Raw genomic sequence first — 23,030 nt, 5'->3', positions numbered from 1 at the left:
GGTCCTCGCCGTAGCCGCCGTTCTCCGGGGTATCGGAGCAGTAGATATAGCCGGTGGTGGCCTTTTGGGTGCCGATCATCTCAGCGCTGGCCAGGTCGTCCACCGTGGCGATAGGAGAGTCTTCCTTGACGATAATCACCTGCACACCGGTGGCGTAGCTGTCGGAGAAGTCCATGACCTCCTGCCGCACGGGGTTGACGGTGATACCCGCCATGGCGATGTCGCTCTGGCCGGTCTGGACAGCGGTGAGGGCGGCGTCAAAGCTCATGTCGTCCACCACCAGCTCCAATCCCAGCTTCTTGGCGATGGCGTCCGCCACCTCCACGTCGATGCCCTCGAAGCCGCCGGCGTCGGTGGTCATCTCATAGGGAGGGAACGCGGCGTTGGTGGACATGTGGAGCTTGCCCGCTTCCACAGTGGTAAAGGCGGCGGGGGCGTCCGTATTGGCGGGCGTGCCGGTGTTTGCGGGGGTGTCGCTATTGGCGGGAGCATCGCTCCCGCCGCCGCAGGCGGCCAGGCTCAACACCATGGCCAGGGTCAGCAAAAGTGCAAAATACTTCTTCATGGCTCAATCTTCCTTTTCCATAGTTTTCTTTCCGTTCTGGAAATATTACACATTCAAACGGGTCTACCCGTTGAGCTGGGGATACCTTATCACTCCCGGGCTCAGCTGTCAATAGTTTTTCAGAAATTATGTATATTTATTTGGTCACTTCTTCCATTTCTCCAGAAAACATGGAGGATTCGCCTGTTTCTTTGTGGAATTTTCAGGCATCTCTCACAGAGCACAGTGAATATTAAAATGAATATTCACCAGAGAAAACCGGGAGGCGGACGCCGCGGCATCCGCCTCCCGGTTTTCTATCCCAGCCACACGCCGGCCACCAGAAACGCCATGGTCAGCAGCAGAAAATACAGCACCAGCTTCCAGACGTATTTTATCCAGCGGTCATAGGGTACATGGCCCAGGGCCAGCGCCCCCATCACCACCGCTGCCGTGGGGGTGACGATGTTCACAAGGCCGGAGGCGGACTGGAAGGCCGTCACCACCAGATCGCCTCCCACACCGGCGAACTCTCCCAAGGGCGCTATGATGGGTACCGACAGCGTGGCCAGTCCCGAGGAGGAGGGAATCAGCACTGTCAGGGGCAGATAGAGCAGGTACACCAGCAGCACAAAACTGACAGCCCCCGTGCCGGAGAGGGCCTCCTCTCCCCAGTGGAGAATCGTGTCCGTGATGCCGCCGTCGTTCATCAGCACGGTGATGCCCCGGCTGACACCGATGATGAAGGCCACGCCTAAAAGATCCGCGCAGCCGGCCACGAAGGTCTCCGCCACCTCGTCCTCCCGCTGGCCGTCGATGAAGCCGATGACCACGCCGCCCAGCAGAAACAACGCGCTGAGCTCCGGGAACCACCAGCCCAGCACCGGCAGGGGCAGTCCCATCTCATCAAAGGGGATGACGCCGTAGACCATGACCAGAAAAACCAGGGTGAAGAGGACCATGATGACCTTGCGCTTGGGGGTATATTCCGGCTGGGGCTCCTCCATGCTCACCTGGATTTTGCCCGCGCCCACGCCTACTACGGACCGGGAGGGGTTTTTCTTTACCCTGGCGGCGTAGGCCATGACAAACCAGATGGCGGCGCTCTCAAACACAATCCACTGGAGAAGCCGCAGCAAAATCCCCTCCCCCAGAGATACCCCGGCAAAGCCTGCGGCAATACCGGTGGCAAAGGGGTTGACAGTGGAGCTGATGACGCCCGCACCCGCCCCCAGCAGGATCACAGAGATACCCACTACGGCGTCATAGCCCGCCGCCAGAAACACGGGGATCAGCAGCGGGTAGAAGGCCATGGTCTCCTCCCACATGCCGTAGGTGGTGCCTCCCAGGCCGAAAAGCAGCATCAGGATGGGAATGAGCCACTTCTCCCGTCCCCCCAGCCGCTGAATGATGCGGGCCACACCGGCATCCACCGCGCCTGTTTTCATCACAACGCCCAGGAAACCGCCCACCATTAGAATGAACACGCACACGTCCACGGCGTCGTAGAAACCGGAGAAGGCGGCCTTCAGCACCGCCCCGACGCCCTGGGGCGTGGGGGCGGTGGAGTGGTAGCTGCCCGCCACCGGCACTTCGTCCACATACTCGTAGGCGCCGGAGGGGACAATCCATGTGGCAACGGCCACCAGAATAATTAGCAGAAACAGAATGGTATAGGCCGTGGGCATTCGGAATTTGGACTTCTCCAAAGGACCGCCTCCCTCTTTATTTGCCGATGGTGGCCACCAGAACGGCTTTGATGGAGTGCATCCGGTTCTCCGCCTCGTCAAAGACCACGCTGTGGCGGCCCCGGAACACCTCGTCAGTGACCTCACGGATATCCACACCCTTGTCCTTCCACTCCTTGGCAAGCTTGGTCTCAAAGTCGTGGAAGGAGGGCAGGCAGTGCATATAGAGCACATTGGGGTTACCGGTGGCTTTTAAGGTTTCCTCCGTCACCCGGAAGGGGGACAGCAGCTCCGCCCGCTCAGGGATCAGCGCCTCCTCACCCATGGAGGCCCAGATATCGCCGTAAATCACGTCGGCATCCTTCACATCGTTCATATTGTCGGTGATCTCCAGCAGGGCACCGTTCTCCCGGGCGGTGGCGAAGGTAGTCTTGACCACTTCCTGGTCCATCTCCTTGGCCAGCTTCTCCGGGCCGATGCCCACAAAGTGCATTCCCATCTTGGCGGCGCCAATCATCCAGGCGTAGCACATGTTGTTCCGCACATCGCCGGGGAAGACAATTTTGATCTGATTCAGAGGTTTGTGGCAGTGTTCTTCAATGGTCATCATGTCCGCCAGAATCTGGGTGGGGTGGTCGGCGTCGGTGAGGCCGTTCCACACGGGGACGCCGGCGTATTTTGCCAGCTCCTCCACGTTCTTCTGGGCATAGCCCCGGTACTCGATGCCGTCAAAGAACCGGCCCAGCACCTTGGCGGAGTCCTCCAAGGACTCTTTTTTGCCCATCTGGGAACTGCCGGCGTCCAGGTAGGTGACATGGGCCCCCTCCTGAGTGGCGGCCACCTCGAAGGAACACCGGGTGCGGGTGGAGGTCTTTTCAAAGAGGAGGACGATGTGCTTGCCCTTCAGGGCGGGGTCGCAGATGCCGGCCCGGCGCTTGGCCTTCAGGTCGTGGCCCAAGTCCAGGAGGTAGCGGATTTCGGCGGGGGTGAAATCCTGTAATGTGAGAAAGCTTCTGCCTTTCAGATTGACTGCCATAGTGAAATTCTCCTTTATTCTTCTAATGATAGTACAGATTGGGTCCCCTGCGGGGGACGGGGATTTTCGCGTCTCGGGCGGGGACGGGGTTGTGCCGCTTTGCGGCACGGACTGCTCCCCCCATTTTCTCTTTTCTCTGGCAAGACAGAGAAATGGGGGGTGCATTGCACCAGCCATCCTCATGGCTGAATCCCGCCCTCCGCGGCGCCAGCCGCGAGAAAAATCTTCTCCTTCCAGGAAGAGGCAATCTCAGGGATCATTCCTCCACAGGGGCATCGACATACACCGGGGTCCGCCCCGCCCGCGGCTCAGCTCCGCGCTGGGAATGGTGTGGATCTTGATCCCCGCCTCCTCCAGGGAGCGGTTGGTCACATAGTTCCGGGAGTACACCACTACCTCGCCGGGGGCGATGGCCAATGTGTTGCTGCCGTCGTTCCACTGCTCCCGTGCGGCGTCAATCTCACTGCCTCTCCCGCAGGGAATCAATGTCACATGGTCCAGCTCCAGGTGCTCTTTGAGGATGTCCTCCAACCGCCCCTCCTCCTGGTGAATCTTCATCTGCCGCTCCCCATCCAACTCCATGACAAACACGGTAATGCTGGAGAGGATATTGGGGTGGACGGTAAACTTGTCCCGGTCCACCATGGTGAACACGGTATCCAGGTGCATGAAGGAACGGGTCTTGGGAATATTGAAGGCCAGGATCTTTTTAAAGGTCTTGCTGCGGCTCAGCACAGCCTCCGCCAGGGTGTCGATGGAGTTCTCCCGGGTACGCTGGGAAATGCCCACCGCCAGCACCTGGGGCGACAGCACCAGAATATCGCCGCCCTCTAAAGAGGAGACCTCTCCCCGGTCATACCAGCGGGGGGCGTGCATATACTCGGGGTTGTGCTCGAAGACCAGCTTTCCGAACAGCGTCTCCCGGTTCCGGGTGGCGGTGTGCATCTTGTGGATGGACACCCCGGTGCCGATGGTGGCGAAGGGGTCCCGGGTGAAATAGAGGTTAGGCATAGGGTCCACAGCAAAGGGGTAGTCGTCTCCCTCTGCCGGCAGGAAGTCCCCCAGCCGCCCGCTGCCCTGGCGCAGCTGGCTCTTACGGACGCCGGCCATCATGGCGGACACCATTTCCCGGTCCGGCATTCTGCCCAGATACTCCTCCAGGCACTCCCGCATCCGGGGGTCGCCAATATCCGCTTCGTCCAGGAATTGGCGAATGAAGTCCTTGCGCACCTCGCCGCTGGTAATGGAATTGACCACCAGGTCGGTGAGGTACACCACCTCCACCCCCTGCTGGCGCAGGCACTCGGCGAAGGCGTCGTGCTCCTTCTGCGCCTCCCGCAGGTAGGGGATGTCGTCAAACAGCAGCCGCTCCAGATACTCCGGCATCAGATTCTCCAGTTCCCCGCCGGGACGGTGCAGCAAAACCTTTTTCAGCCGCCCGATTTCGGATGTGTTATGGATTCCAGTTTCCAAAACAGGTTCACTCCTTTTCCAGAACCGGGAGAGCCAGACATCCCTCCCGGCAATATGGTGGTTCGCTCTGGGTTAGGTTCTCTGAAATTTTGGTTTTCATGCGTAAAAGCTCCAAAATCCCGGCACGAAAAAAACCGGGAGACGGAATCATCCGTCTCCCGGTCTTTTCTCATTTGCCCGCGGGGCTCTCATTCCCGCTGGGCCTGGAGAATTTTTCGCTGGATGGTGAATACTGCCCGCAGCAACCGCTGCTGCTCCTGCTCGTTCAGCGCTTCAAATTTACAGCCATATTCGTACTTGAAGCCCTTTCTCGGCGTGATCCGGAGGACCTGACAGACGACGGAGAAGGGCCGCTCATCCGGCAGCAGCTCCGCCTCCAGCTGAAAACGATCCCCTTCCACATACACGTTCCGGCTCAGGACCCGGGCGCCGCCGGCACTGATGTCCAGCACCTTACACTCCGTCGCCTCCCGGCCCGTGCCCCGGTAGTGACCGCTGGGCATCACCCGGGCATCCAAGTCGGTGTTCTGGCGAAAGAAGCTGCGGTTCTCCCGATTTTGCAGGATTTCCAGGTTTTCCACCTGCCAGAAGTCCCGGGAGCTCTTGCCCACTGTGCCGTTCATGCAGAAAGGCTGTGAATTCTTTTGAAAGCCCCGAAGTTTAACCTTGCTGTTGTAAAGGGCCTGGGGCAGCGGATCGCCAGTGTCACGCCGCAGCTCCAAAACGCCGCCGCCCAAAACCTTCAGCCGCCCCACAAAGAGAAGGTGGTTCTCCATGGTCAAAACCTCCACCCGGATGCCTGAGGAGAGCTCCGGCGCCCCCTTGGGGCCCCCCTGGCCCCCTGGCGCGGCCGCCGCTTTCTCCGGCACGGCCCGCAGGGTACCTTTGAAAAACCTCATGAGATTTCTCTCCCCTCTTCTTAGAGTGTGAGTACGCGGTGCAGAATCACCGCCATCTCCGCCCGGCTGATGGATTTGGTGGGATTGATCCGCATATCGCTGCTCCCCTTCACTACGCCCAGGCTCACCAGTGCCGCCACGGAAGCTCTGGCATGAGATGCAATCTGCGCCTGGTCACTGTATGCGCTGAGGGCAACGCTGCCTGTGGCCGGCACCTTCTCTCCCGCCGCCTTCATGGCCCGGCAGATAATGGTCATGGCGCTCTGGCGGGTGATGGCGCTGTCGGGCCGGAAGCGGCCGCCGCTGCCCTCCACGATGCCCATGCTCCTGGCAGTGGCTACGGCCCCGGCGTAGGGGCTGCCGGCGGGCACGTCCGGGAAGCCGGAGGCTCCGCCGTAGGTGTCAAACCCGAAGGCCCGGCAGACCATCAGCGTAAACTCGCCCCGGCTGATAGACCGGGAGGGCCGGAAAGTGCCGTCACTGTATCCGTTGGTAATGCCCGCATACCGCAGGAACTCCACGGAGGGCCTCGCCCAGTCCCAGCCGCTGTCCACGTCGTAGAAGGGCGTAGCGCAGTAGCTTGTGGAGATGTTGATGGTTACGTTGCCGCTGAAGGTCCCGCCCTGGGTATTGTACCCGATATAGGGGATATTCACCTGCCCCTGATACCCCGCCTTGGGGACGAAGGACAACTGCCCGATGGTCAGTCCGCTGCTGACGGTGTAGTTGGAGGTGGTAGTGGCGGCCCCGCCGGGACGGCTGGGGGACTCATAGTTTATGTAAAGCCGTCCCGCGCTTTCGCTGGGCAGACTGGTAAAACGGATGTAGGACAGTGTGCCGCCTCCGGCGGACTGGCAGGCGGACTCAAAGTCCTGGGTCCGCAGGGAGATGGGGGCAGAGCTGCCGATATAGCGGTTGCCGCTGGAGTACCCGCTGTCCAGAGCGGCATTACCGATGGCGATCTCCACCGTGCCGGTAAACCGCTCACCGCCGGTGCTCCTGGCCGTGTACTGGAAGGAGGCCGTGCCGTTGACATTGGCGGAGGCAAAGTAGACGTCATCCAGCAGGCGGCTGCTGCCGCTGCGGTAGTAGGAAGTGGAGGTGGTGACCTGGGTGCCTGTGCCCCGGGCGGCGTTGTACTGGTAGTACAGCGTGCCGTACCGGCTGGCGGGGAGCTCAAAGCTCAGGTAGCTGAGATCATCCCCCGTGGCGCTGCGGCAGGCGGCGTTAAAGTCGCTGGCGTTGAACCGCACTACGCCGCCGCTGGCGGTGGAATAGCTCACCACCCGCCCGGTGCCCTGACCCACGGAGATACTGACGGTGCCCTCAAACTCGGTCCCGCTGGCGTCCATGCCGGTGAAGGGGATGGACGCCGTGCCCTCATACCGGCTCTTGGGGACGAAGGTCACATCAGATACGCTGGGGCTCCCGCCCCGGTAGAGCCGCGTGGAGGAGGAGACCCGGGTGCCGGTGTTGCTGCTGCTTCTGTAATTGCGGTACAGCGTTCCCACGCTGGAGGAGGGCAGGGTGAAGGTGATGTAATTCAGGGAGGAGTTGTTGGCCCGCTGGCAGGCTTCGTTGAAGTCCTCCGCCCGGAAGGTCACGGGATCGTTCACGCCGGTGGTGTAGTACACCGTTCCCGCCGCATCGGTAACCTGGATAACCAAATTATCCTTATAGGTCTGCCCCGCCGTGTCATAGCCGGTGTAGGGGATGGTGACGGTGCCGCTGAAATTGCTGGCGGGCACAAAAGTGACGCTGGAGAGCCGGGGGCTGGTACTGCTGCGGTTGTAGCGGGTGGAGGTATCCACCCGTTGGCTGGAGCTGCTGGTGTAATTATAGTACAGGACGCCCTGGGAAGTAGGAGGCAGCTCCTCAAAATAGATATAGCTCAGCGTCCGGTCGTTGAACTCCTGGCAGGCAGAATTGAAGTCGCTGGCGTTCAGGGTCAGGCGCTGGTTGATGCCGGTGGTATACTTCACGCCGCCATTGCTCTCGCCGCTGGCGGAGTAGATGTTGATGGTCATGGTGCCGGAGTAGCCGCCGCCGGTGGTGTCCGTGCAACGGTAGGGGATGCTGACCGTGCCGGTGAAGTTTTCCGCCGGGACGAAGGTCACCTTCTCCAGAGAGGGATTGCTGCTGAGGTAGTATTTTGTGGCGCCGTCCACCTTTGCAGAGTACTGCCCGGGGCTGTAATTATAGTAGAGGGTGCCCTTACTGGCGCTGGGCTGGGTGAAGGTGACATAGCTTGCGTTCCGGCTGGTCTTCAGCTGGCAGATGTCTTTGAACTCCTTGGCGGTGAGGGTCAGGGCCCGGCCCATGGCGGTGCTGTATGTCACATCGCCGCTGTTCTTCACATCCACCCGGATGGTGCCGTGGAATGCCTGGCCCTCGGTGCTGTACCCCGTGTACTCAATGACGGCGGTGCCCTTGAAGCCGCCGGCGGGCACAAAGCTCAAATCCGAGATGGCCTGGCGGCCACTGGCGGAGGAGGCGCTGGTGTAGTAGCGGTCCACGCCGCCCACGCCATGGTTGGGGGTATCCGGGGAGCCGTAGCGGTAGTGGAGAATACCCTGGCTGGTGGCGACCTGGAGGTTGGTGATGTAGTCCAGGTCCGCCTCGGTCTTCTCCCGGCAGCGGCTTCTCAGGTCAGAGAGCAGGCTGGGGAAGTCCAGCTTCTCCCCGGCGTTGAGGGTGCACTCGATGGCGTTGGCCACATCCTCCGCCACGGTGACCTTGCACTCGGCGCTGTAGCGGCCCTTGGTGACGGTGACCGTGGTGACGCCGGGGGACATGCCGGTGACCCGGCCGCCGCTGGTGACGGTGGCGATGGACTCCGGCATGGAGGTCCAGCGGGGGGTCTCGTTGCCGGTGGCGGCCGCGCCGAAGGCCTGATAGGCGATGGTCTTGCTGTAGCCCACCACGATGTCCATGGAGGTCTCTTCGATCACCAGGCCGGAAACGGTGACCAGATATACGCCCTTGGAGCCGTCCTCCGCCTCGGCAGTGATCTCAGCCGTGCCGGGGCTGACGCCGGTGACCTCACCGTTGGCATTCACTATGGCGATTTCCGGTTTGTCGCTGCTCCAGGTAACCGCCTTGTCCGTGCCCGCGGACAGCGCCATGGGCGGCCGGCCTGAAACGGCGCCCACGTTGATGGGGTTGGCGCCCCGGCTGGGGGTGACGCTGAAATCCGCGGCGGAGGAGGTCACGGTGACGCTGACGCTGGCGTTGCTGTTTCCGTCCTCCGTGGTGACGGTAATGGAGACGGGGCCGCCGGCCTTGACGCCGGTAACTACGCCGGTACTGGCGTCCACGCTGGCGATTGCCGCGTCGGCGCTGGACCAGGTGACATTTTTGTTGGAGGCGTTGGCGGGCATTACCAGGGCTGTCAGCCCCAGCGTTTTGCCCTCGGCCACGGTCTGGTTCTGGTCGCCGTCAATGCTGACGCCGGTGACGGGCACGTTGGCCACAGGGGCTGTTACAGTGACAGCGTAGCTGTCACTCTGACCTCCCGCGGAAGCGGTCACAGTGGCGTTTCCCGCGCTGACGGCGGTGACCACGCCGGAGCCGGACACCGTAACGGCAGAGCCGGCGGTGACGGACCATGTGACGCTGGGAGGCGTCGACCCGTCGGACATGGTGACTGTGGCGGAAAGCTGCTCCGTATTGCCGCCCACAGTCATATCCAGTGTCTTGGGAGACACCTCCACCTTGGTCACTGTGGGGGCGGGAGGCGGGTCCGCCGCCTCTACCCGGACAGCGCAAGCCGCAGTCTGACTGCTGTCCACTGTCGACTTCGCGGTAATAGTCGCATTGCCCTCCTTTACAGCAGTGACTTCCACACGATTGCCATTTTCCGTGATAGTAACAGCATCTGCATCGCCGCTTACTTCCCAGGTAACGGTCTCATCCTCGCCGGCATCTGCTGTCACTGTGGCGGTCAGTGTCGCGGTCTCATTATCGCCCAATTTCAGGGTCAGTGAGGTTTCGTCCAGTCTCACACCTGTGACAGCCGCCCCGGCGGCGGGGACCAGGGAAAATGCCAGAACCAGGGACAAAAGCAGCGCCCCGGTCCGGCGGAAAAATCTGGATCTCATGTACATTACACTCCTTTTCCAGTCCTTCAAAGAGTGGGAGGGCGGGCGGTTCCGCCCGCCCTCCTCAGGGGTTTATTTGCGTAAATTACTCGGTGCTGCTGTTCCAAGCGTCGTTCCACTCGAGGTACCACTCTGTTATGCCGCCAGTGGTTCTCTTCCTTAACGTCACCTGCAAGGAGGCATCGCTGGTGCTGTTTCGCACAGCGCCGTTAGAACCGCAGATTCCCGCTGTAAATGTAATGCTTGTGCCTGGCCTGGCGTTCTTCACATTAAACTCCAGCACCTGCTTCACAGTACTTCCGTGCGTTGTTCCTGTTGTTTCCGGGGTCGGATTCGTCATGGTAATCGCTGAGTAAGACGATGGGAACATGATTGATCCGATATTTACATGACCATCGCTCACATTGTTGCCGTCCGTAATATGCAATGCATGAGTCAGCCAGCAGCTGTCCACCGGGGTCGGTTTTTCCTCATTTCCATCCCGCACGTTGAAGTGCAGGTTGCCGCTGAATGTAAGCGTCAGAGGTCCGGTATAGGATACGTCTGGACTCGCACTCGTGCTTTCCGGGTCCACGCTGCCGCTCAGCAGATACAGGAAGTCGTTCTGGATGTTGTAGTACGACCACATGGCACGGAACCCATCGCTGGTGGAGTTCTGACCTCTGGCTACCACGACCAATGTATAGTAGTTCTGGCCTTCCATACCTGTCAGATTAAACTGCCCTGTTTGAGACTGCACAGTGGTTGTGACATTCATTGCCGGCGCAGGGTTCACAAACACATCGTTGGGCTCCCGAATATATCCGGCGTATTCCTGTTTCGCCGCCGTGGACGCACAGACATCGAAAATACTGCCCTTGAAGACATCGCCCTCATAGTAGGCGTCTCTCATGGCCTGTAGCACCGTTCCCGACCAGTTTGAGGGAAGCTCCTTATCCGCAAGGTTTGTAGCTCCCGGCGTAGTATCATCATATGTGAACTTAGCCATAAAAGGATTGCTGGCGCCCTGAATCTGCTGGTTGCGCACCAAGATATAATCCAAAGTAGCGGGTTTATCCACTTGAATGTTGGTCCGGGTACTGCCGCTGGGTACGATGGTGATCTTCGGCGGTTCCGGCGGCGTGGTGGTGAACTTGTAGCAAATGGCGTTGGAGGCCGGAGTACCGTTCTCGTCCGCGGAGACCAGATACAGCAAATATGTGGTGTTTGCCGTCAGGCTTCCAATGTTGATCGTAGTTCCGTAGGTGCTCAGCAACGCGCTGCCCGAATCGGCAAAGCGGGTTGTAACAGCCTGGCTCATCTTGTTGATGACCCGCCGGGGTTCGGGAGCGTCCGAATCCAGCGTCATCGTCGTGACTGCCCCAGCCTTATTCTGGCTGGTGGGGATCGTCTCCAAGCGGGGCCTGCTGTCGCTTACTTCCGGATACACATCGTGCATCACATAATCGTCGCCGACAGGATTTCCGTCTGTATCCGTGTCATAGCTCACCAGCGGAACAGCCATACAGTATACCGTACCGTACCGGTCCACCTGAACCATGACGGAGGCAGCCTCATCACCCACGTCAATGCCCAAATAGGGAACCCTGATCGTGGGGGCCTTGCTGGGCGGGGAGATGACAATGGGGAAGGGGTCCGGCTCGCCGATGGGCGTCACATCCCGGCCCGTCAGCATGGAGGCCTGCCCCTGGCCGGCCACGGAGATATTGTCAAACACCGTGTTGGCGCCCGCCAGCAGGGTGATCTCCATGTTGATGGTTTTCTCCACCGTGTCCTCCTTGGGAACGATGGCAAATTCCACTTCCTTGGTCAAATTCCTCAGGTAGGGCCGCCCCTCATAGGTTCCGAACAGACCGCAGTCCAGCACATTATCCTTAAAGTTTGTATATCCGCTGAGGCTGTTATAAATCTTTCCGCTGGGGACATTCGTCACGGTAGCAATGCAATTACCCAAGGAAATCCATGTGGCCGCACCCTTTTCCCGGACATAGAGGGTGTATTCAATGTCCGAATCCGTCCAGATCAGCATATCCCAGCGGGTATTTTCCGGCACGGCCTGGGTATCCTCCGGAGACAGCTCAAAGATCTTCGCCGCCTTATCATCCACCGTATTCTCGTCGTCATTGGACGTAACATACACGGTGGCAAAGGCCGTGGTAAAGCCGTTCGGCCTGGGCAGATAGGTGGGGTTGGGGGTAATCATGTTGCCGGAGGCGTCCACCACGCTCTCCACACGGAAGAAGTAGGTGCCGCCGCTCTGCATCTTGATGCCTTCGTTGCCGGGGAAGGTGATCTTGATTTTGCCGTCCGTCCGGGTGACCGTGGCCTCCCGGAAGTCGATCCAGCAGGGCTCGGTGTCCTTCTTGGGATTGTCCGTGCCTACGGGCAGGGGGGTGCCGCTATCGTCCAGGCCGATGTCCAGCACCGGGTCCTGCCGGGGGTTGCCGCTGGTGGGCGGCGTGCCGGGATAGAACCTGATATACTTCCGCAGAGCCGCCGCCAATTCGCTCTTGGCCTGGTTCTGCTCCGTACCGGTGGTGCCGGTCACCTTCTCGTAGAGGGTGTAGAAGTCGTCATAACGGTCCATGTTGCCGTCTTTGAAGGTGCCGCGGACCATCTCGTTGAACACCAGGGTCACGTCGCTCTCCACCCAGGGGTTGATGACGCCGCCCGCGCTCTCGTTGAAGCGGCTGAACTCCACCTCCACCAGGGGCGGGGTCGCATCGGTGGTCATCACGTCCTCCAGAACCAGCACCGCGTCGGAGTAATTCCCCGCCGGGTCCTTGGCCACGTAGTACAGGTCGTACACGCCCTGCTCCTCAAGGCGGTTGATGGTAAAGGTATAGTTGGTGTCGCCCTGGGCCGCCGTGGTCCTGCCGCTGCTGACCACCGCGGCGTTGCCGCCGCCGGACTCCACCTGAATCTTGGCGGCCAGGTCCGTGGGCTCGATGATGTCGCCGGTGACCGTGGGCCGCAGAAGGGTCTCGCCGGCCTTGACAGCCACCCAGAACAGGTCCGCCCGCTCGCTCATGGAATAGGTGATCTGGGCGCTGGTGCGGTCAGACTTGCTCTGGTAGATATTGGTGACCACAGGGGGCGTCATGTCCTTGGTGGTGACCTGGAGCCGCCGTACCGCGGAGCTCTTGCCGTTGTCCGCGTCGTTGAGCCAGAAGTACAGGTCATAGGTGGTCTCCTCCGCCAGGTGGGCGGTGTTGACCCGGGAGATCAGGTAAGAGCGGTTCTTGGAGACCTCCATCACGCCGTAGCCCAGATTGCCGGTGACGGCGCCCGCCCGCAGCGCGCTTGCCGTGGGAGCGGTGGAGTTCTGGGGCAGCAGAGCATAGTACAGCTGGCAGGTCTTGGTGGCCATGACCCGGGCCTGGATGATCTGCTCCTGGTCGTCGCTGGGGTCCACCGTGAGAATGACCTCGGGGTAGCCGGTGGCAAACGCCGGCGTGGAATCGTCCGTGGTTGTAAAGGTTGTAACCTTCACAGGGCTGGTGTGGCCCCGCTCATCCACCAGCATGGCGGAGAGGTAGTAGGAGCCCTCCCGGGAGAGGCCCGTAAGACGGGTGGTCATCTCTGTCTTGGAGGCGGTAACGTTGATGGTGCCGCTGCGCAGAATCTTGCCGGGATAGGCGGAGGGGGTGCGCAGCTCGTCCTCGCCCACGGAGCCGTCCAGCAGCGTGGAGACGGCCCAGTACAGCGTGCCCCGCTTGTTGGTGCTGAACACGCCGTCCGCCGAGGAAGAGGCCAGGTTTCTGATCAGGGGATAGCCCGCCAGCAGGCGGGGCTCGTCGGAGGACTCCTCCGCCGCGATATTGTCCATCACCTGGTTATGGATATTGGACTCAATGCCGGGCCGGATGAAGATGTTGTCCGGCAGCATGGTAGCGGTAGACCCGGCGGCGTTGACGTTCATCTGGCTCACGTCGCCGTTGCCGGTGACCGGGGTGCCCGTGTCCAGATTCAGGATCTTCACAGAGGTGTCGTTGGCAATGCTCAGCGAGGAGCCGGTGGCCCGCTCATCCACGGTGAGCGTATTGGTGACGCCCTGGACCACCTGAAGGTTGGAATTGGGCGTGATGTTCACAACTTCCTTGATGTTGCCCGCCAGCTGGAGCTGCGTACCGTCAGAAGTACCGTCCAAGGTGATGACGCGCAGGCCCAGGCCATCGTCGGTCACGTCCTCCAGATAGGCTGAGGTACGGACGGTGGTGTCGGCAATATTGGTCAGGCCCTCGGTGCGGACAGTCATAAAGTGGTCCGACATGCTGTCGATCTCCATGGCCTCCGCCGTCACGTTGCGCAGAATGATGCTGCTCTGGCCCCGCTCGGCCTCGCCAGCGCCGCAGACCACGATCTTGCCCATGACGGTGACGTTCTCCAGTTCCACATTGCCCAGGCCCACACCGCCGCTGAGGTACAGGTTACCGGTGACCACGGTATCCTTCAGCTTCACGCCGGAGGTATTCACCGTCAGGTTGCCGTACACGCCGCCGGCAATCTGCTCGCCGGTCTTATGGACCAGAGTGCCCAGGGCCCGCACCAGGAAACAGGCCATCTGCCCCCGGGTGATGTAGTTCCTGGGACGGAAGGTGCCGTCGGCGTAGCCCTGGATGATGCCCAGCTCCACGCACTCCTGCACCATACCGCGGCTCCAGTTGCCCATCTGCTGGACGTCCGTGAAGTTGCTGTTGACGCCGGGGATGCCCTGCAGCCGCAGGTTCCGTCCCAACAGAACGGCAGCCTGCTCCCGGGTCACCCGCCCCAGGGGGCTGGCGGTGGTCTCGGAAGTACCCGTAAAATAGCCAGCCTGATAGGCGATGTTGATGTCATCGGCATACCAGGCGTTCTCCGGCACATCCCGGAAGGGGGTGCTCCCCCGCTCCGTGTAACCGAAGGCCCGGTTGATCATGGTGACAAACTCCGCCCGGGTCAGCACCCGGTCCGGATTCAGGTTGCCGGAGGAATTGCCCTGCATGACGCCCCATTCCACCAGCTTCTCCAGATAGGGCTCCATCCACTCGGCGGCCTCCGCCGCCGGGGTCAGCCCCGGCAGCAGGCTCCACAGCATCACAACCGCCAGCGCCAGGGACGTCAGTCTTCTGGCAAAAGCGGCCCGCACGGTCCTCCGTCCTCTCTTGTTCGTGTTCATCGCTGTTCCTCCCTGTTGTCGTCGCCCGCGGTATGGGGCCGGTTCTCCAGCTGGATGCTGAAAACCGCCTCCCGCACCGTCACTTCCTCGTTGTCACACATATCCACAAATTTGATGGCGTAGAGCACCTTATCGTTGCGCAGCTCCTGCCTGCGCAGGATCTGGCAGCGCAGGAGCACCGGTTCCTCCGTCACGGGAATGACCATCTCCAGCTTCTCCCCGATCTCCAGGCCGTCGTCTCCGTAAAAGGCCACGCCGCCGCAACTGAGGTCGATGGACTGCACCGCCCGCCGTCCCCGCCACTGGCCGGTGATGGGATAGATAAACGTATCGAACTTGATGGGTACCCGCAGATTCCGCCGCAGGTCCGGGTCCAGGCTGGCGATCTTCTCCAGCGCCACCCGGTCCCCCCGCTGCCGGACAATGCGGCACTGCAGCGGGGGCTCGCTGCCGCTCATGCTCATCAGCACGATAACCTCATGCTTTGCCACCTTCTCCACATCGTTGTCCAGCACCAGCATCTGGAGGATATTCCCGTTGGCAGGGCCCTCCATCCGGCCTCTTGCCAGAGGGGTGTTCACACTGTCCAGCAGCAGATACAGCCGCTCTTCCTGCCTCTCGCTCATGTCGTCTCCTCTCCTTGCGGGCCGCCCCCGCGCTCCTCCGCCTCCGCCGCCGCTCTTCCGGCAACATCAAAACGGAGGAAATACACATAGATCTCCACAATCGCCTGATACAGGCTGGGCGGGATCTCCTGGCCCAGCTGCAGCTGCGTCAAAATGGTGGACAGGGAGTTGTCCTCGTAAATGGGCACGCCGTTGTCCGCCGCCGTCTCCACGATCTTTTCCGCCAGGTATCCCATGCCGGAAGCCACGATGACCGGCGCGGCGTCGTTCGGCCCATATTGCAGCGCCACGGCCCTTTTGGCGGCGCTTCTCGTTCCTTCAGACCTTGACATTCACGCTGTTCTTCCCTTCAAAGATTTTGGGGAACACCTCGGTCAGCGTGACCGGGCGCTCCAGCCGCCGCACGGCCACGCGGGAGGGCCTGAGATCGTTCCGCGCCAGAATCTGGGACACGGCGGTCTCGATCTGCCTGGAGAAGGGAACCACCTTCTCCGGGCAGGCAATCTGGATGTCCACCTCGCCGTCCCGGGCGGTGAGGACAATGTCGAACAGCCCCAAGGACTGCACATCCATCTTGAAGAGGAACTTCATGGTGTTCCCCCGTCCGCCGCCGCGGCTCTGCCCCTCCTCGGCGTCCGGGTCCACCCACAGCTCGGAGAACAACATCCGCCCGTCCCACTCCAGGGGGATCAGGTAATGATTCACCGGCATGTAGACGCTCTCGTTCACCAGCATGGCTCCCACCAGGTTTTGGAAGGCCTGCTGCACCTCGGCGCCGCCCTCGCCCCGCAGGGCCCGGGCCGCCGCCGCCGCCAGGTGGTCCGAAAACCGGATGGCCGTCCCGCCCTGGTTCAGCTGGCTGCTGCGCAGGAGGCGCAAAAGGGACTCATCGTCGATGCCGCCCAGCTGCCCCTTCAGTGTACCATATCCGCTGAGCTGATGGAAGGCCTCCAGCAATTTTTCCTCAGAGCCGTTTTCATACCGGGCCAGATTCAGCGCCAGCATGGTCAAAAGCGTGCGGGGCAGTCCCAGGTCATGGGTCCGCTCCACATAGCCGGCCATGTAGGGGAAGATCCCCCGCTGGAGAAGCTCTACGTTCCCCTTCCGGTCCCCCGCCGCCATGCCGTTCTCCAGCTGGGCCGTCAGCTCCCGGAGCTTTTCCGCCCAGCTGGCGGGGATGGCGTCGGCCATGTCCGAGAGGTTGCGCAGGATATTGCCCTCGATGTGGGCGGTGGAGCCAAAGTCGGCGTAGCTGCGCAGGAACTGCAAAATATCGGCCCGAACGCCGTCGGAGGAGGCCCGGGCGTAGGCGTTTCGCAGCAGGGCGAACAGCGCCCCGCCAAAGCGGGTGCCCGCCCGGAACTGCCCCATGAGAAAGTCCAGCAGCTGGTCCTTGTCCATCCGGAGCATCTCCAGAATCTGGCTCATCTCCTGGGCAATCCCCTCGCTCATGCCGGAGAGGACCACGGTCCCCTCCCGCCCGGAGAAGAGCCGGGACAGGCTCTCCGCCATGCCGGGGGTATCCCGCAGGCGCTGGAGGAAGGTTTGATAATTGGAATCGTACCGGATCTGGCCGTCCCCCTGGAGGTCGTGATCCTGCTGGTCGGTCCTCTGGTCCGTTTTGGTGACCCTGCTGGGGTCCGGAACATTCTGTACCGGCGTGTTGTCCGGCGACACCGGCAGATTTCGGTTGGTGACTGCTTTGTCATACCCCGGTACCGGGTTGGTTGCTCCCAAAAGATCAGGCATTCTTGACACCTCGCAGAAAAAGACTTATACTGTATATCATAGCAGAAAAATCTTCAGAAGACTACTTATTTTTTTGCGGCGTCGGGCCGATAAATTTAAAAAAGACGAATGAGGTGGTGTTCCCGTGAGCAGCAATGACATCCTGGACATGTATATTTACGAGACCAACTCCCTGCTGGAACAGCTGGAGACAATCGTTCTGGACGCGGAAAAGGAGAATACTTTCTCCCAGGACAACGTGAACGAAATTTTCCGGATTATGCATACCATCAAGGGCTCTTCCGCCATGATGGAATTTGACACCCTGGCGACGGTCTCCCACCGGATCGAAGACATGTTCTTCCTGATCCGGGAGGGCACGATGTCCGTGGTTAAAGATGCGGACCGCCCTGCGCTGTTCGATGTAATGCTCCACGCCGTTGACTATTTCCGTGAGGAAATGGAAAAGGTGGAGGCAGAAGAGCCCCTTAATAAAGATGTCGACAGCTTCCTTGCAAATATTAATAGCCTGATCGCTAAAATTAAAGGAGAGGAACCGGCGGCGGAGGCCCCCGCGCCCGCGGCGCCCGCCCCGGCCGAGACTGCTCCGGCGGCTCCGCCTGCCGCGGTCCCTGCCGGTCCCGGCACGGGAAACCCTGACTTCCCCTATGAGCTGCGGGTCTTTTTTGATGACGGCTGCGGCATGGAGAATCTGCGGGCCTACATGCTGATCACCTCTATTCAGAGCTTCTGTTCCGAGGCGGATTTCCTCTATGAGCCCGCCGCTGTGGAGAGCGACGCCTCCACCTCCGAGCAGATTATCGACAACGGCTTCCTTTTGATGTTCAAAAACGCCGATGACCGGGAACGGTCCATCCCCGTAATCCGTGAAGCCGGATCCGTACACTCCTACCAGCCTCACGACTATGTCCCCGCCCCGCCCCAGGAGGAGGAAGCGGAGGAGGCCCCCGTCCCCCAGGCCGCGGCGGCTCCCAAGCCTGCTGCGCCCGCTAAGCCCGCGCCGGCAGCGCCGGCCGCCAACAACCAGCAGCATCAGAAGGAGAGCCTCATCAGCGTGGGTCTGAGCAAACTGGACCAGCTCTCCGCCATTGTGGGCGAGATCGTCATCACTGAGGCCATGGTCACCGCCTCCCCGGATCTGAAGGGGCTCCATCTGGATGCCTTCTCCAAGTCCGCCCGGCAGCTGCGCAAGCTTACTGACGAGCTTCAGGATGTGTCCATGTCCCTGCGGATGATTCCGGTGTCCAACACCTTCCAGAAGATGAACCGTATTGTGCGGGACATGAGCAAGAAGCTGAACAAGCAGGTCAAGCTCACCCTCATCGGCGAGAACACCGAGGTGGACAAAACCATCGTGGACTCCATCGGCGACCCCATCATGCACATGGTCCGCAACTCCATGGACCACGGCATTGAGGAGAACGTCCAGGACCGTATTGACGCCGGCAAGGACCCTGTGGGCGAGATCGTCCTCTCCGCCGAAGACACCGGCAGCGAGGTCATCATCCAGATCAAGGACGACGGCGCCGGGGTCAACGACGAGGCCGTGCTGAAAAAGGCCATCAAGAACGGCATCGCCTTCCCGGATGTGGAGTACAGCCACAAGGAAATCCTGAACTTCCTCATGGCCCCCGGCTTCTCCACCAACCAGCAGGTGACGGAGTTTTCCGGCCGCGGCGTAGGCATGGACGTGGTGAAAAGCGGCGTGGAGAGCCTGGGCGGCACTGTCAGCATCACCAGCGAGCAGGGCAAGGGCATGATCACCACCATGCGCATTCCCCTGACTATGGCCATCATGGACGGCATGGAGGTCTCTGTGGGTAACTCCATCTTCACGATTCCCATCAATAATATCCGTTCGACCATGAAGATCAATTCCACGGATATCCTCCACGACTCCATCGACGGCGAGATGGTCAAGGTTATGGACGGGTACTACCCCGTGATCCGCGCCAAGGACTTCTACAATCTCCCCAGCGGCACGGACGAGATTGAGGAGGGCATTTTGATGTGGCTGGAGTCCGGCGATGTCTCCTACTGTCTGTTTGTGGATGAGCTGCTGGGCGAGCAGCAGATCGTGGTCAAGCCGCTGCCCGCCTACGTCAACAGCTTTGACGTCAAGAACTTCGGCATCACCGGATGCAGTATCCTGGGCGACGGCAACATCAGCATCATTCTGGACGCGGGCGGCCTCTTCGCGGCGGCCCGGGGCGCGTAAGACGCCGAAGGAGGAAACGCAATGAGCGGAATAAATGAAAATGTCCTGTTCCAAATTGAGGAGGATACCCCGGAGATTCCCACTTTGGAAGAGACGGTAGAGAGCCGGAAATATCTGATTTTTATCACAGACGACCTGCGCCTGGGTGTGGACGCCGAGTATGTGGTGGAAATTCTGAACACCCACACGGCCACCTATCTGCCCATGATGCCGGACTATATCTGCGGTATTTACAACATGCGCGGTCAGATCATCCCCATCATGGATATCCGCCGGCGGCTGGGCAAGCCCTCTTTGGAGAGCGAAAGCCTGTTGGTGGTTCTGAACTACAACGGCACCCAGCTGGGCATTCTGGTGGACTCCGTTGAGGTGATGCTGGATATCCCCAACGCCAGCATCCTGCCCATTCCCTCCCAGAGCGCCCAGAAGCTGGTGTCCGGAATGTGCACCCTGCCCGACGGCTCCGGCACCATGCTGGTGCTGGACTGCGACCAGCTGATCCCCCATGAGTGACGCGGCCAAGGGCGCGGAGGGGGCAGGCGCCTTTTCCCCCATGATGATTTCCGATGCCGACTTCAAGCGGATGGTGAATTTCATCCAGTCCTCCTACGGCATTGACCTCTCTCAGAAAAAGCAGCTCATCACCGGACGGCTCTCTCCTGCCATCCGGAAGCTGGGCTACAAGAGCTTCGGAGAGTTTGTCAATCACGTGCTGGACAAAAAAGAGGACAGCGAAATCACTCTGATTATCAACAAGCTCACCACCAACTACACCTTTTTCATGCGGGAGAAGGAGCCTTTGGACTTCTTCCGTGAGAAGATCATTCCGGACCTGGTCCAGCGTCACCAGCGCGACAAGTGTCTCTCTATCTGGAGCGCGGGCTGTTCCAGCGGCGAGGAGCCTTACAACCTCTCCATGTTCCTCTTCGACTATCTGGGAAGCCAGGCCAGCCAGTGGGACACCCGCATCCTGGCCACGGACATTTCCGCCCAGGCACTGGCTGCCGCCCGAAAGGGTACATACACCCTGCCGGACACCATTCCTCTGGAGTGGAAGCGGAAGTACTTCACCCCTAACAAAGACGGCACCCACACCGTCTCTCCGGCGGTGCGGAACAATGTAGACTTCCGGACCTTCAACCTGATGGGCCCCATCCAGTTCCGGCGGAAATTCGACATGATCTTCTGCCGCAACGTGATGATCTATTTTGACCAGCCCACCAAAGACGCCTTGGTCCGCCGTTTTTATGACGCCACAGTTCCCAGCGGCTATTTCATGATCAGCTGTTCGGAAAATCTGGGTGCCAGTGCACCCTATCGCAGGCTTGCCACGGCGGTCTTCCAGAAATAACAGCGATCCCTTTGAAGGAGGTTTCTCAACAGACATGATACCAGGCAAAAAAATCCGCGTCTTGGTGGTGGATGACTCGCTGCTGGCACGCAGCATGATTACAAAAGGCCTCTCAGCCCATCCCAGGATCGAGGTTGTGGGATTCGCCATCAATACCCTGGACGCCCGGCAGAAGATTCCCGCCCTGAGCCCCGACGTGGTTACGATGGACGTGGAGATGCCCGGTCAAAACGGTATTGAGTTCCTCAAAGAGTATCTCCCCACCAACCCCATACCTGTGATTCTCGTCTCTTCGCTGAATCTGAAAGTGTTTGACGCCCTGGCCGCCGGAGCAGTGGACTTTGTCCGCAAGCCCTCCACCGAGGACACTCAGGCCTCCTTTATCACCGCCCTGGCCCAGAAGGTGCTGGTGGCCTCCATGTCCCGGGTCCGTGTCGCCCGTCCATCGGCGGTCTCCGCCGCAGGAGCAGCCGCTGCCGCGGCAGCGGCCTCTGCCTCTCCCACCGGGCTTCTGGGGGGCAACCCCGCCCTGAACAGCGTGGTGATCGGCCTCGGCGCCTCCACCGGCGGAACAGAGGCCACACTGGAGGTCATGAAGCGCCTGCCCGCCGACATTCCCCCCATGGTCATTGTACAGCATATGCCCAAGGGCTTTACCGCCATGTACGCCAACCGTCTGAACAACCTCTGCCAGATGGAGGTGCGGGAGGCCAAAAACGGCGACGAGCTCCGCCGCGGGCTGGCCCTGGTGGCTCCTGCGGATCTGCAGGCCCGAATCGTCCGGATCGGAGACAAGTACACTGTCTCCTGCATGCCGGGAGAGAAGGTCAGCGGCCACCGCCCCTCGGTGGACGCCCTGTTCCAGTCCATGTCAGAGGTGGTCCGCTGCAAGATGGTGGGCATCATCATGACCGGTATGGGCCAGGACGGTGCGGCAGGACTGCTGGCCATGCGCCGCAAAGGCGCTTACACCATTGGTCAAGACCAGGAATCCAGCGTGGTCTACGGTATGCCTAAGGTGGCCCACGACATCGGTGCAGTGTGTACTCAGGCTCCCTGCGAAGGCGTGGCCAACGTGCTGCTGCGGCACCTGAAAACTCTGTAATGCATTCCCCGGTACCCTGCCGTTAGAATGCGAACTAATATGTATACGGCACGGCGGAACCCGTTTGGGTTCCGCCGTGTTTTTTCCAGAAACTCCCCTCTGCACGAAAAGTTCTTTTCCCTGTATCCTTAACTTTTCTGCATAAATGCCGATATGAATATTAAGAGATCAGCTTAACATTACAGAAAGGATGTGAGATGTCGTGCTGACTTCTTCCAGTCGTCCCAGCCCTGTCTCCTCTGTGGCCGCTTCCAAGTCCTATTATTCCACTCTTCGTCGGGGCTCTTCCGCCCAGTCCGCGGTGGAACACAAATATGACTCCGCCACCTTCTCCCCTCTGCCCGAGGGCAGAAGCGCCTTCCAGATGCAGCTGGTAAGCCGCCTCTCTCAGGAGGTCCGGACCGCCACCACCACCGGGGATATTCAGGCCCTGCGCCAGTCGGTATCCACCGGGGAATATACGCCCGATCCCATGGCGATTGCCGGGCGGATGCTGTTTTTGACGGAGGCTTGACCGATGAGCGACGTATATCAGGCGTATCTCGCCCTGCTCCGCTCTCTGGGAAAGAATCTGGAACAGCTCTCCGCCCTGGCCCAAAAGAAGGCTGCCGCCGCCAACAGCGACGATCTGATGGCCCTGGACGAAATCATGAAGCAGGAGCAGGCCATGACGCTGGCTTTCCGCGGCATGGAGCAGACCCGGGAGAAACTGCTCTCCCAGCTGGGCTGCGGGGATCTCCCCCTCTCCCGCATGCCGGAGCACTTTCCTCCGGAGGCGCAGGGCCAGGCCAGAGAAGCCGTGGCCCTGCTGCAAAAGCAGTATCAGGATTACCGCAAGGAGGCGGACGGCGCCCGGACCGTGCTGGAGCGGCACCTGCGGGAAGTCGACGCGATCATCACCAGCATGGGCGGAGCATCTGCCCCGGAGGGCGGGCCCGGTTATGTGCCGCCTCCGCCGCCGGACACTCCCCCCAGCATGAAAACAGATTTTCGCGCCTGATAAAGCGCACAGGTTTTTTATAGAGGCCCTCGTTATGAAGGCCGCATCTCGAGCTTGGCGCCATGGGGCGCATGGAGGTTATT

At 60.7% G+C, this 23,030-nt stretch carries 16 protein-coding genes; 6 read left to right on the top strand and 10 right to left on the bottom strand.

Annotation, left to right across the window (positions count from 1 at the left end):
• The 10 genes from QZ326_RS01325 to QZ326_RS01280 all read right to left on the bottom strand — a co-directional run.
• Nucleotides 1-565, bottom strand: a 565-nt coding sequence (locus QZ326_RS01325; RefSeq protein WP_295740449.1) for an ABC transporter substrate-binding protein, incomplete at its 3' end; no start/stop codon positions are given.
• Between the two features lie 296 nt (nt 566-861).
• Nucleotides 862-2,253, bottom strand: a complete 1,392-nt coding sequence (locus tag QZ326_RS01320) for a YfcC family protein (protein WP_295740448.1) — start codon at nt 2,251-2,253, stop codon at nt 862-864.
• 16 nt (nt 2,254-2,269) lie between these two features.
• Nucleotides 2,270-3,268 (bottom strand): ornithine carbamoyltransferase, encoded by a 999-nt coding sequence (gene argF / locus QZ326_RS01315; protein WP_295740446.1) that lies wholly within the window; start codon nt 3,266-3,268, stop codon nt 2,270-2,272.
• Nucleotides 3,269-3,517: 249 nt separating this feature from the next.
• Entirely contained in the window at nt 3,518-4,741 is a 1,224-nt protein-coding gene (gene arcA, locus QZ326_RS01310) for an arginine deiminase (protein ID WP_295740445.1), read from the bottom strand.
• A 188-nt stretch (nt 4,742-4,929) separates the two neighbouring features.
• Nucleotides 4,930-5,640, bottom strand: coding sequence for a flagellar brake protein (locus QZ326_RS01305; protein ID WP_295740443.1), 711 nt, complete (start codon nt 5,638-5,640; stop codon nt 4,930-4,932).
• Between the two features lie 20 nt (nt 5,641-5,660).
• Entirely contained in the window at nt 5,661-9,740 is a 4,080-nt protein-coding gene (locus tag QZ326_RS01300) for an Ig-like domain-containing protein (RefSeq protein WP_295740441.1), read from the bottom strand.
• Nucleotides 9,741-9,825: 85 nt separating this feature from the next.
• Nucleotides 9,826-14,898 (bottom strand): S-layer homology domain-containing protein, encoded by a 5,073-nt coding sequence (locus tag QZ326_RS01295; RefSeq protein WP_295740439.1) that lies wholly within the window; start codon nt 14,896-14,898, stop codon nt 9,826-9,828.
• Complete coding sequence (locus QZ326_RS01290; protein WP_295740437.1) at nt 14,895-15,524, bottom strand: PilZ domain-containing protein; 630 nt, start codon at nt 15,522-15,524, stop codon at nt 14,895-14,897. The genes QZ326_RS01295 and QZ326_RS01290 overlap by 4 nt, the downstream gene beginning before the upstream one ends.
• Nucleotides 15,521-15,856, bottom strand: a complete 336-nt coding sequence (locus QZ326_RS01285) for an EscU/YscU/HrcU family type III secretion system export apparatus switch protein (RefSeq protein ID WP_295740435.1) — start codon at nt 15,854-15,856, stop codon at nt 15,521-15,523. Before QZ326_RS01285 ends, QZ326_RS01290 begins: the two co-directional genes overlap by 4 nt.
• The gene (locus QZ326_RS01280; RefSeq protein WP_295740433.1) at nt 15,843-17,273 is read right to left on the bottom strand and encodes a hypothetical protein; all 1,431 of its coding nucleotides are present in this window, start codon (nt 17,271-17,273) and stop codon (nt 15,843-15,845) included. The genes QZ326_RS01285 and QZ326_RS01280 overlap by 14 nt, the downstream gene beginning before the upstream one ends.
• 124 nt (nt 17,274-17,397) lie before the next feature.
• Here QZ326_RS01280 and QZ326_RS01275 point away from each other — a divergent pair, with 124 nt between their 5' ends.
• From QZ326_RS01275 to flgN, 6 genes are all read left to right on the top strand, one after another.
• Nucleotides 17,398-19,491, top strand: coding sequence for a chemotaxis protein CheA (locus QZ326_RS01275; RefSeq protein WP_365327964.1), 2,094 nt, complete (start codon nt 17,398-17,400; stop codon nt 19,489-19,491).
• A 21-nt stretch (nt 19,492-19,512) separates the two neighbouring features.
• Nucleotides 19,513-20,004, top strand: a complete 492-nt coding sequence (locus QZ326_RS01270; RefSeq protein ID WP_295740431.1) for a chemotaxis protein CheW — start codon at nt 19,513-19,515, stop codon at nt 20,002-20,004.
• The gene (locus tag QZ326_RS01265; RefSeq protein ID WP_295740429.1) at nt 19,997-20,842 is read left to right on the top strand and encodes a protein-glutamate O-methyltransferase CheR; all 846 of its coding nucleotides are present in this window, start codon (nt 19,997-19,999) and stop codon (nt 20,840-20,842) included. The genes QZ326_RS01270 and QZ326_RS01265 overlap by 8 nt, the downstream gene beginning before the upstream one ends.
• 34 nt (nt 20,843-20,876) lie before the next feature.
• A complete protein-coding gene (locus QZ326_RS01260; protein ID WP_295740427.1) occupies nt 20,877-21,947 on the top strand; it encodes a chemotaxis response regulator protein-glutamate methylesterase in 1,071 nt (356 codons plus the stop codon).
• 202 nt (nt 21,948-22,149) lie between these two features.
• Nucleotides 22,150-22,461 (top strand): flagellar biosynthesis anti-sigma factor FlgM, encoded by a 312-nt coding sequence (locus QZ326_RS01255; RefSeq protein ID WP_295740425.1) that lies wholly within the window; start codon nt 22,150-22,152, stop codon nt 22,459-22,461.
• A gap of 3 nt (nt 22,462-22,464) precedes the next feature.
• Nucleotides 22,465-22,947 (top strand): flagellar export chaperone FlgN, encoded by a 483-nt coding sequence (gene flgN, locus QZ326_RS01250; RefSeq protein ID WP_295740423.1) that lies wholly within the window; start codon nt 22,465-22,467, stop codon nt 22,945-22,947.
• The last annotated feature ends 83 nt before the right edge of the window (nt 22,948-23,030 follow it).

The sequence above is a fragment of the uncultured Oscillibacter sp. genome, assembly GCF_910587525.1.
Lineage (GTDB): Bacteria > Bacillota > Clostridia > Oscillospirales > Oscillospiraceae > Oscillibacter.
The sequence above is the reverse complement of the archived record's forward strand: the minus strand, read 5'-3'. Positions and strand labels throughout refer to the sequence as shown.

What these genes read in the sequence shown, in the direction of transcription:
- argF (WP_295740446.1), bottom strand. Translation starts at nt 3,268, where the DNA reads ATGGCAGTCAATCTGAAAGGCAGAAGCTTTCTCACATTACAGGATTTC.
- flgN (WP_295740423.1), top strand. Translation starts at nt 22,465, where the DNA reads ATGAGCGACGTATATCAGGCGTATCTCGCCCTGCTCCGCTCTCTGGGA.
- QZ326_RS01270 (WP_295740431.1), top strand. Translation starts at nt 19,513, where the DNA reads ATGAGCGGAATAAATGAAAATGTCCTGTTCCAAATTGAGGAGGATACC.
- QZ326_RS01290 (WP_295740437.1), bottom strand. Translation starts at nt 15,524, where the DNA reads ATGAGCGAGAGGCAGGAAGAGCGGCTGTATCTGCTGCTGGACAGTGTG.
- QZ326_RS01305 (WP_295740443.1), bottom strand. Translation starts at nt 5,640, where the DNA reads ATGAGGTTTTTCAAAGGTACCCTGCGGGCCGTGCCGGAGAAAGCGGCG.
- QZ326_RS01280 (WP_295740433.1), bottom strand. Translation starts at nt 17,273, where the DNA reads ATGCCTGATCTTTTGGGAGCAACCAACCCGGTACCGGGGTATGACAAA.
- QZ326_RS01300 (WP_295740441.1), bottom strand. Translation starts at nt 9,740, where the DNA reads ATGAGATCCAGATTTTTCCGCCGGACCGGGGCGCTGCTTTTGTCCCTG.
- QZ326_RS01295 (WP_295740439.1), bottom strand. Translation starts at nt 14,898, where the DNA reads ATGAACACGAACAAGAGAGGACGGAGGACCGTGCGGGCCGCTTTTGCC.
- QZ326_RS01260 (WP_295740427.1), top strand. Translation starts at nt 20,877, where the DNA reads ATGATACCAGGCAAAAAAATCCGCGTCTTGGTGGTGGATGACTCGCTG.
- QZ326_RS01265 (WP_295740429.1), top strand. Translation starts at nt 19,997, where the DNA reads ATGAGTGACGCGGCCAAGGGCGCGGAGGGGGCAGGCGCCTTTTCCCCC.
- QZ326_RS01285 (WP_295740435.1), bottom strand. Translation starts at nt 15,856, where the DNA reads ATGTCAAGGTCTGAAGGAACGAGAAGCGCCGCCAAAAGGGCCGTGGCG.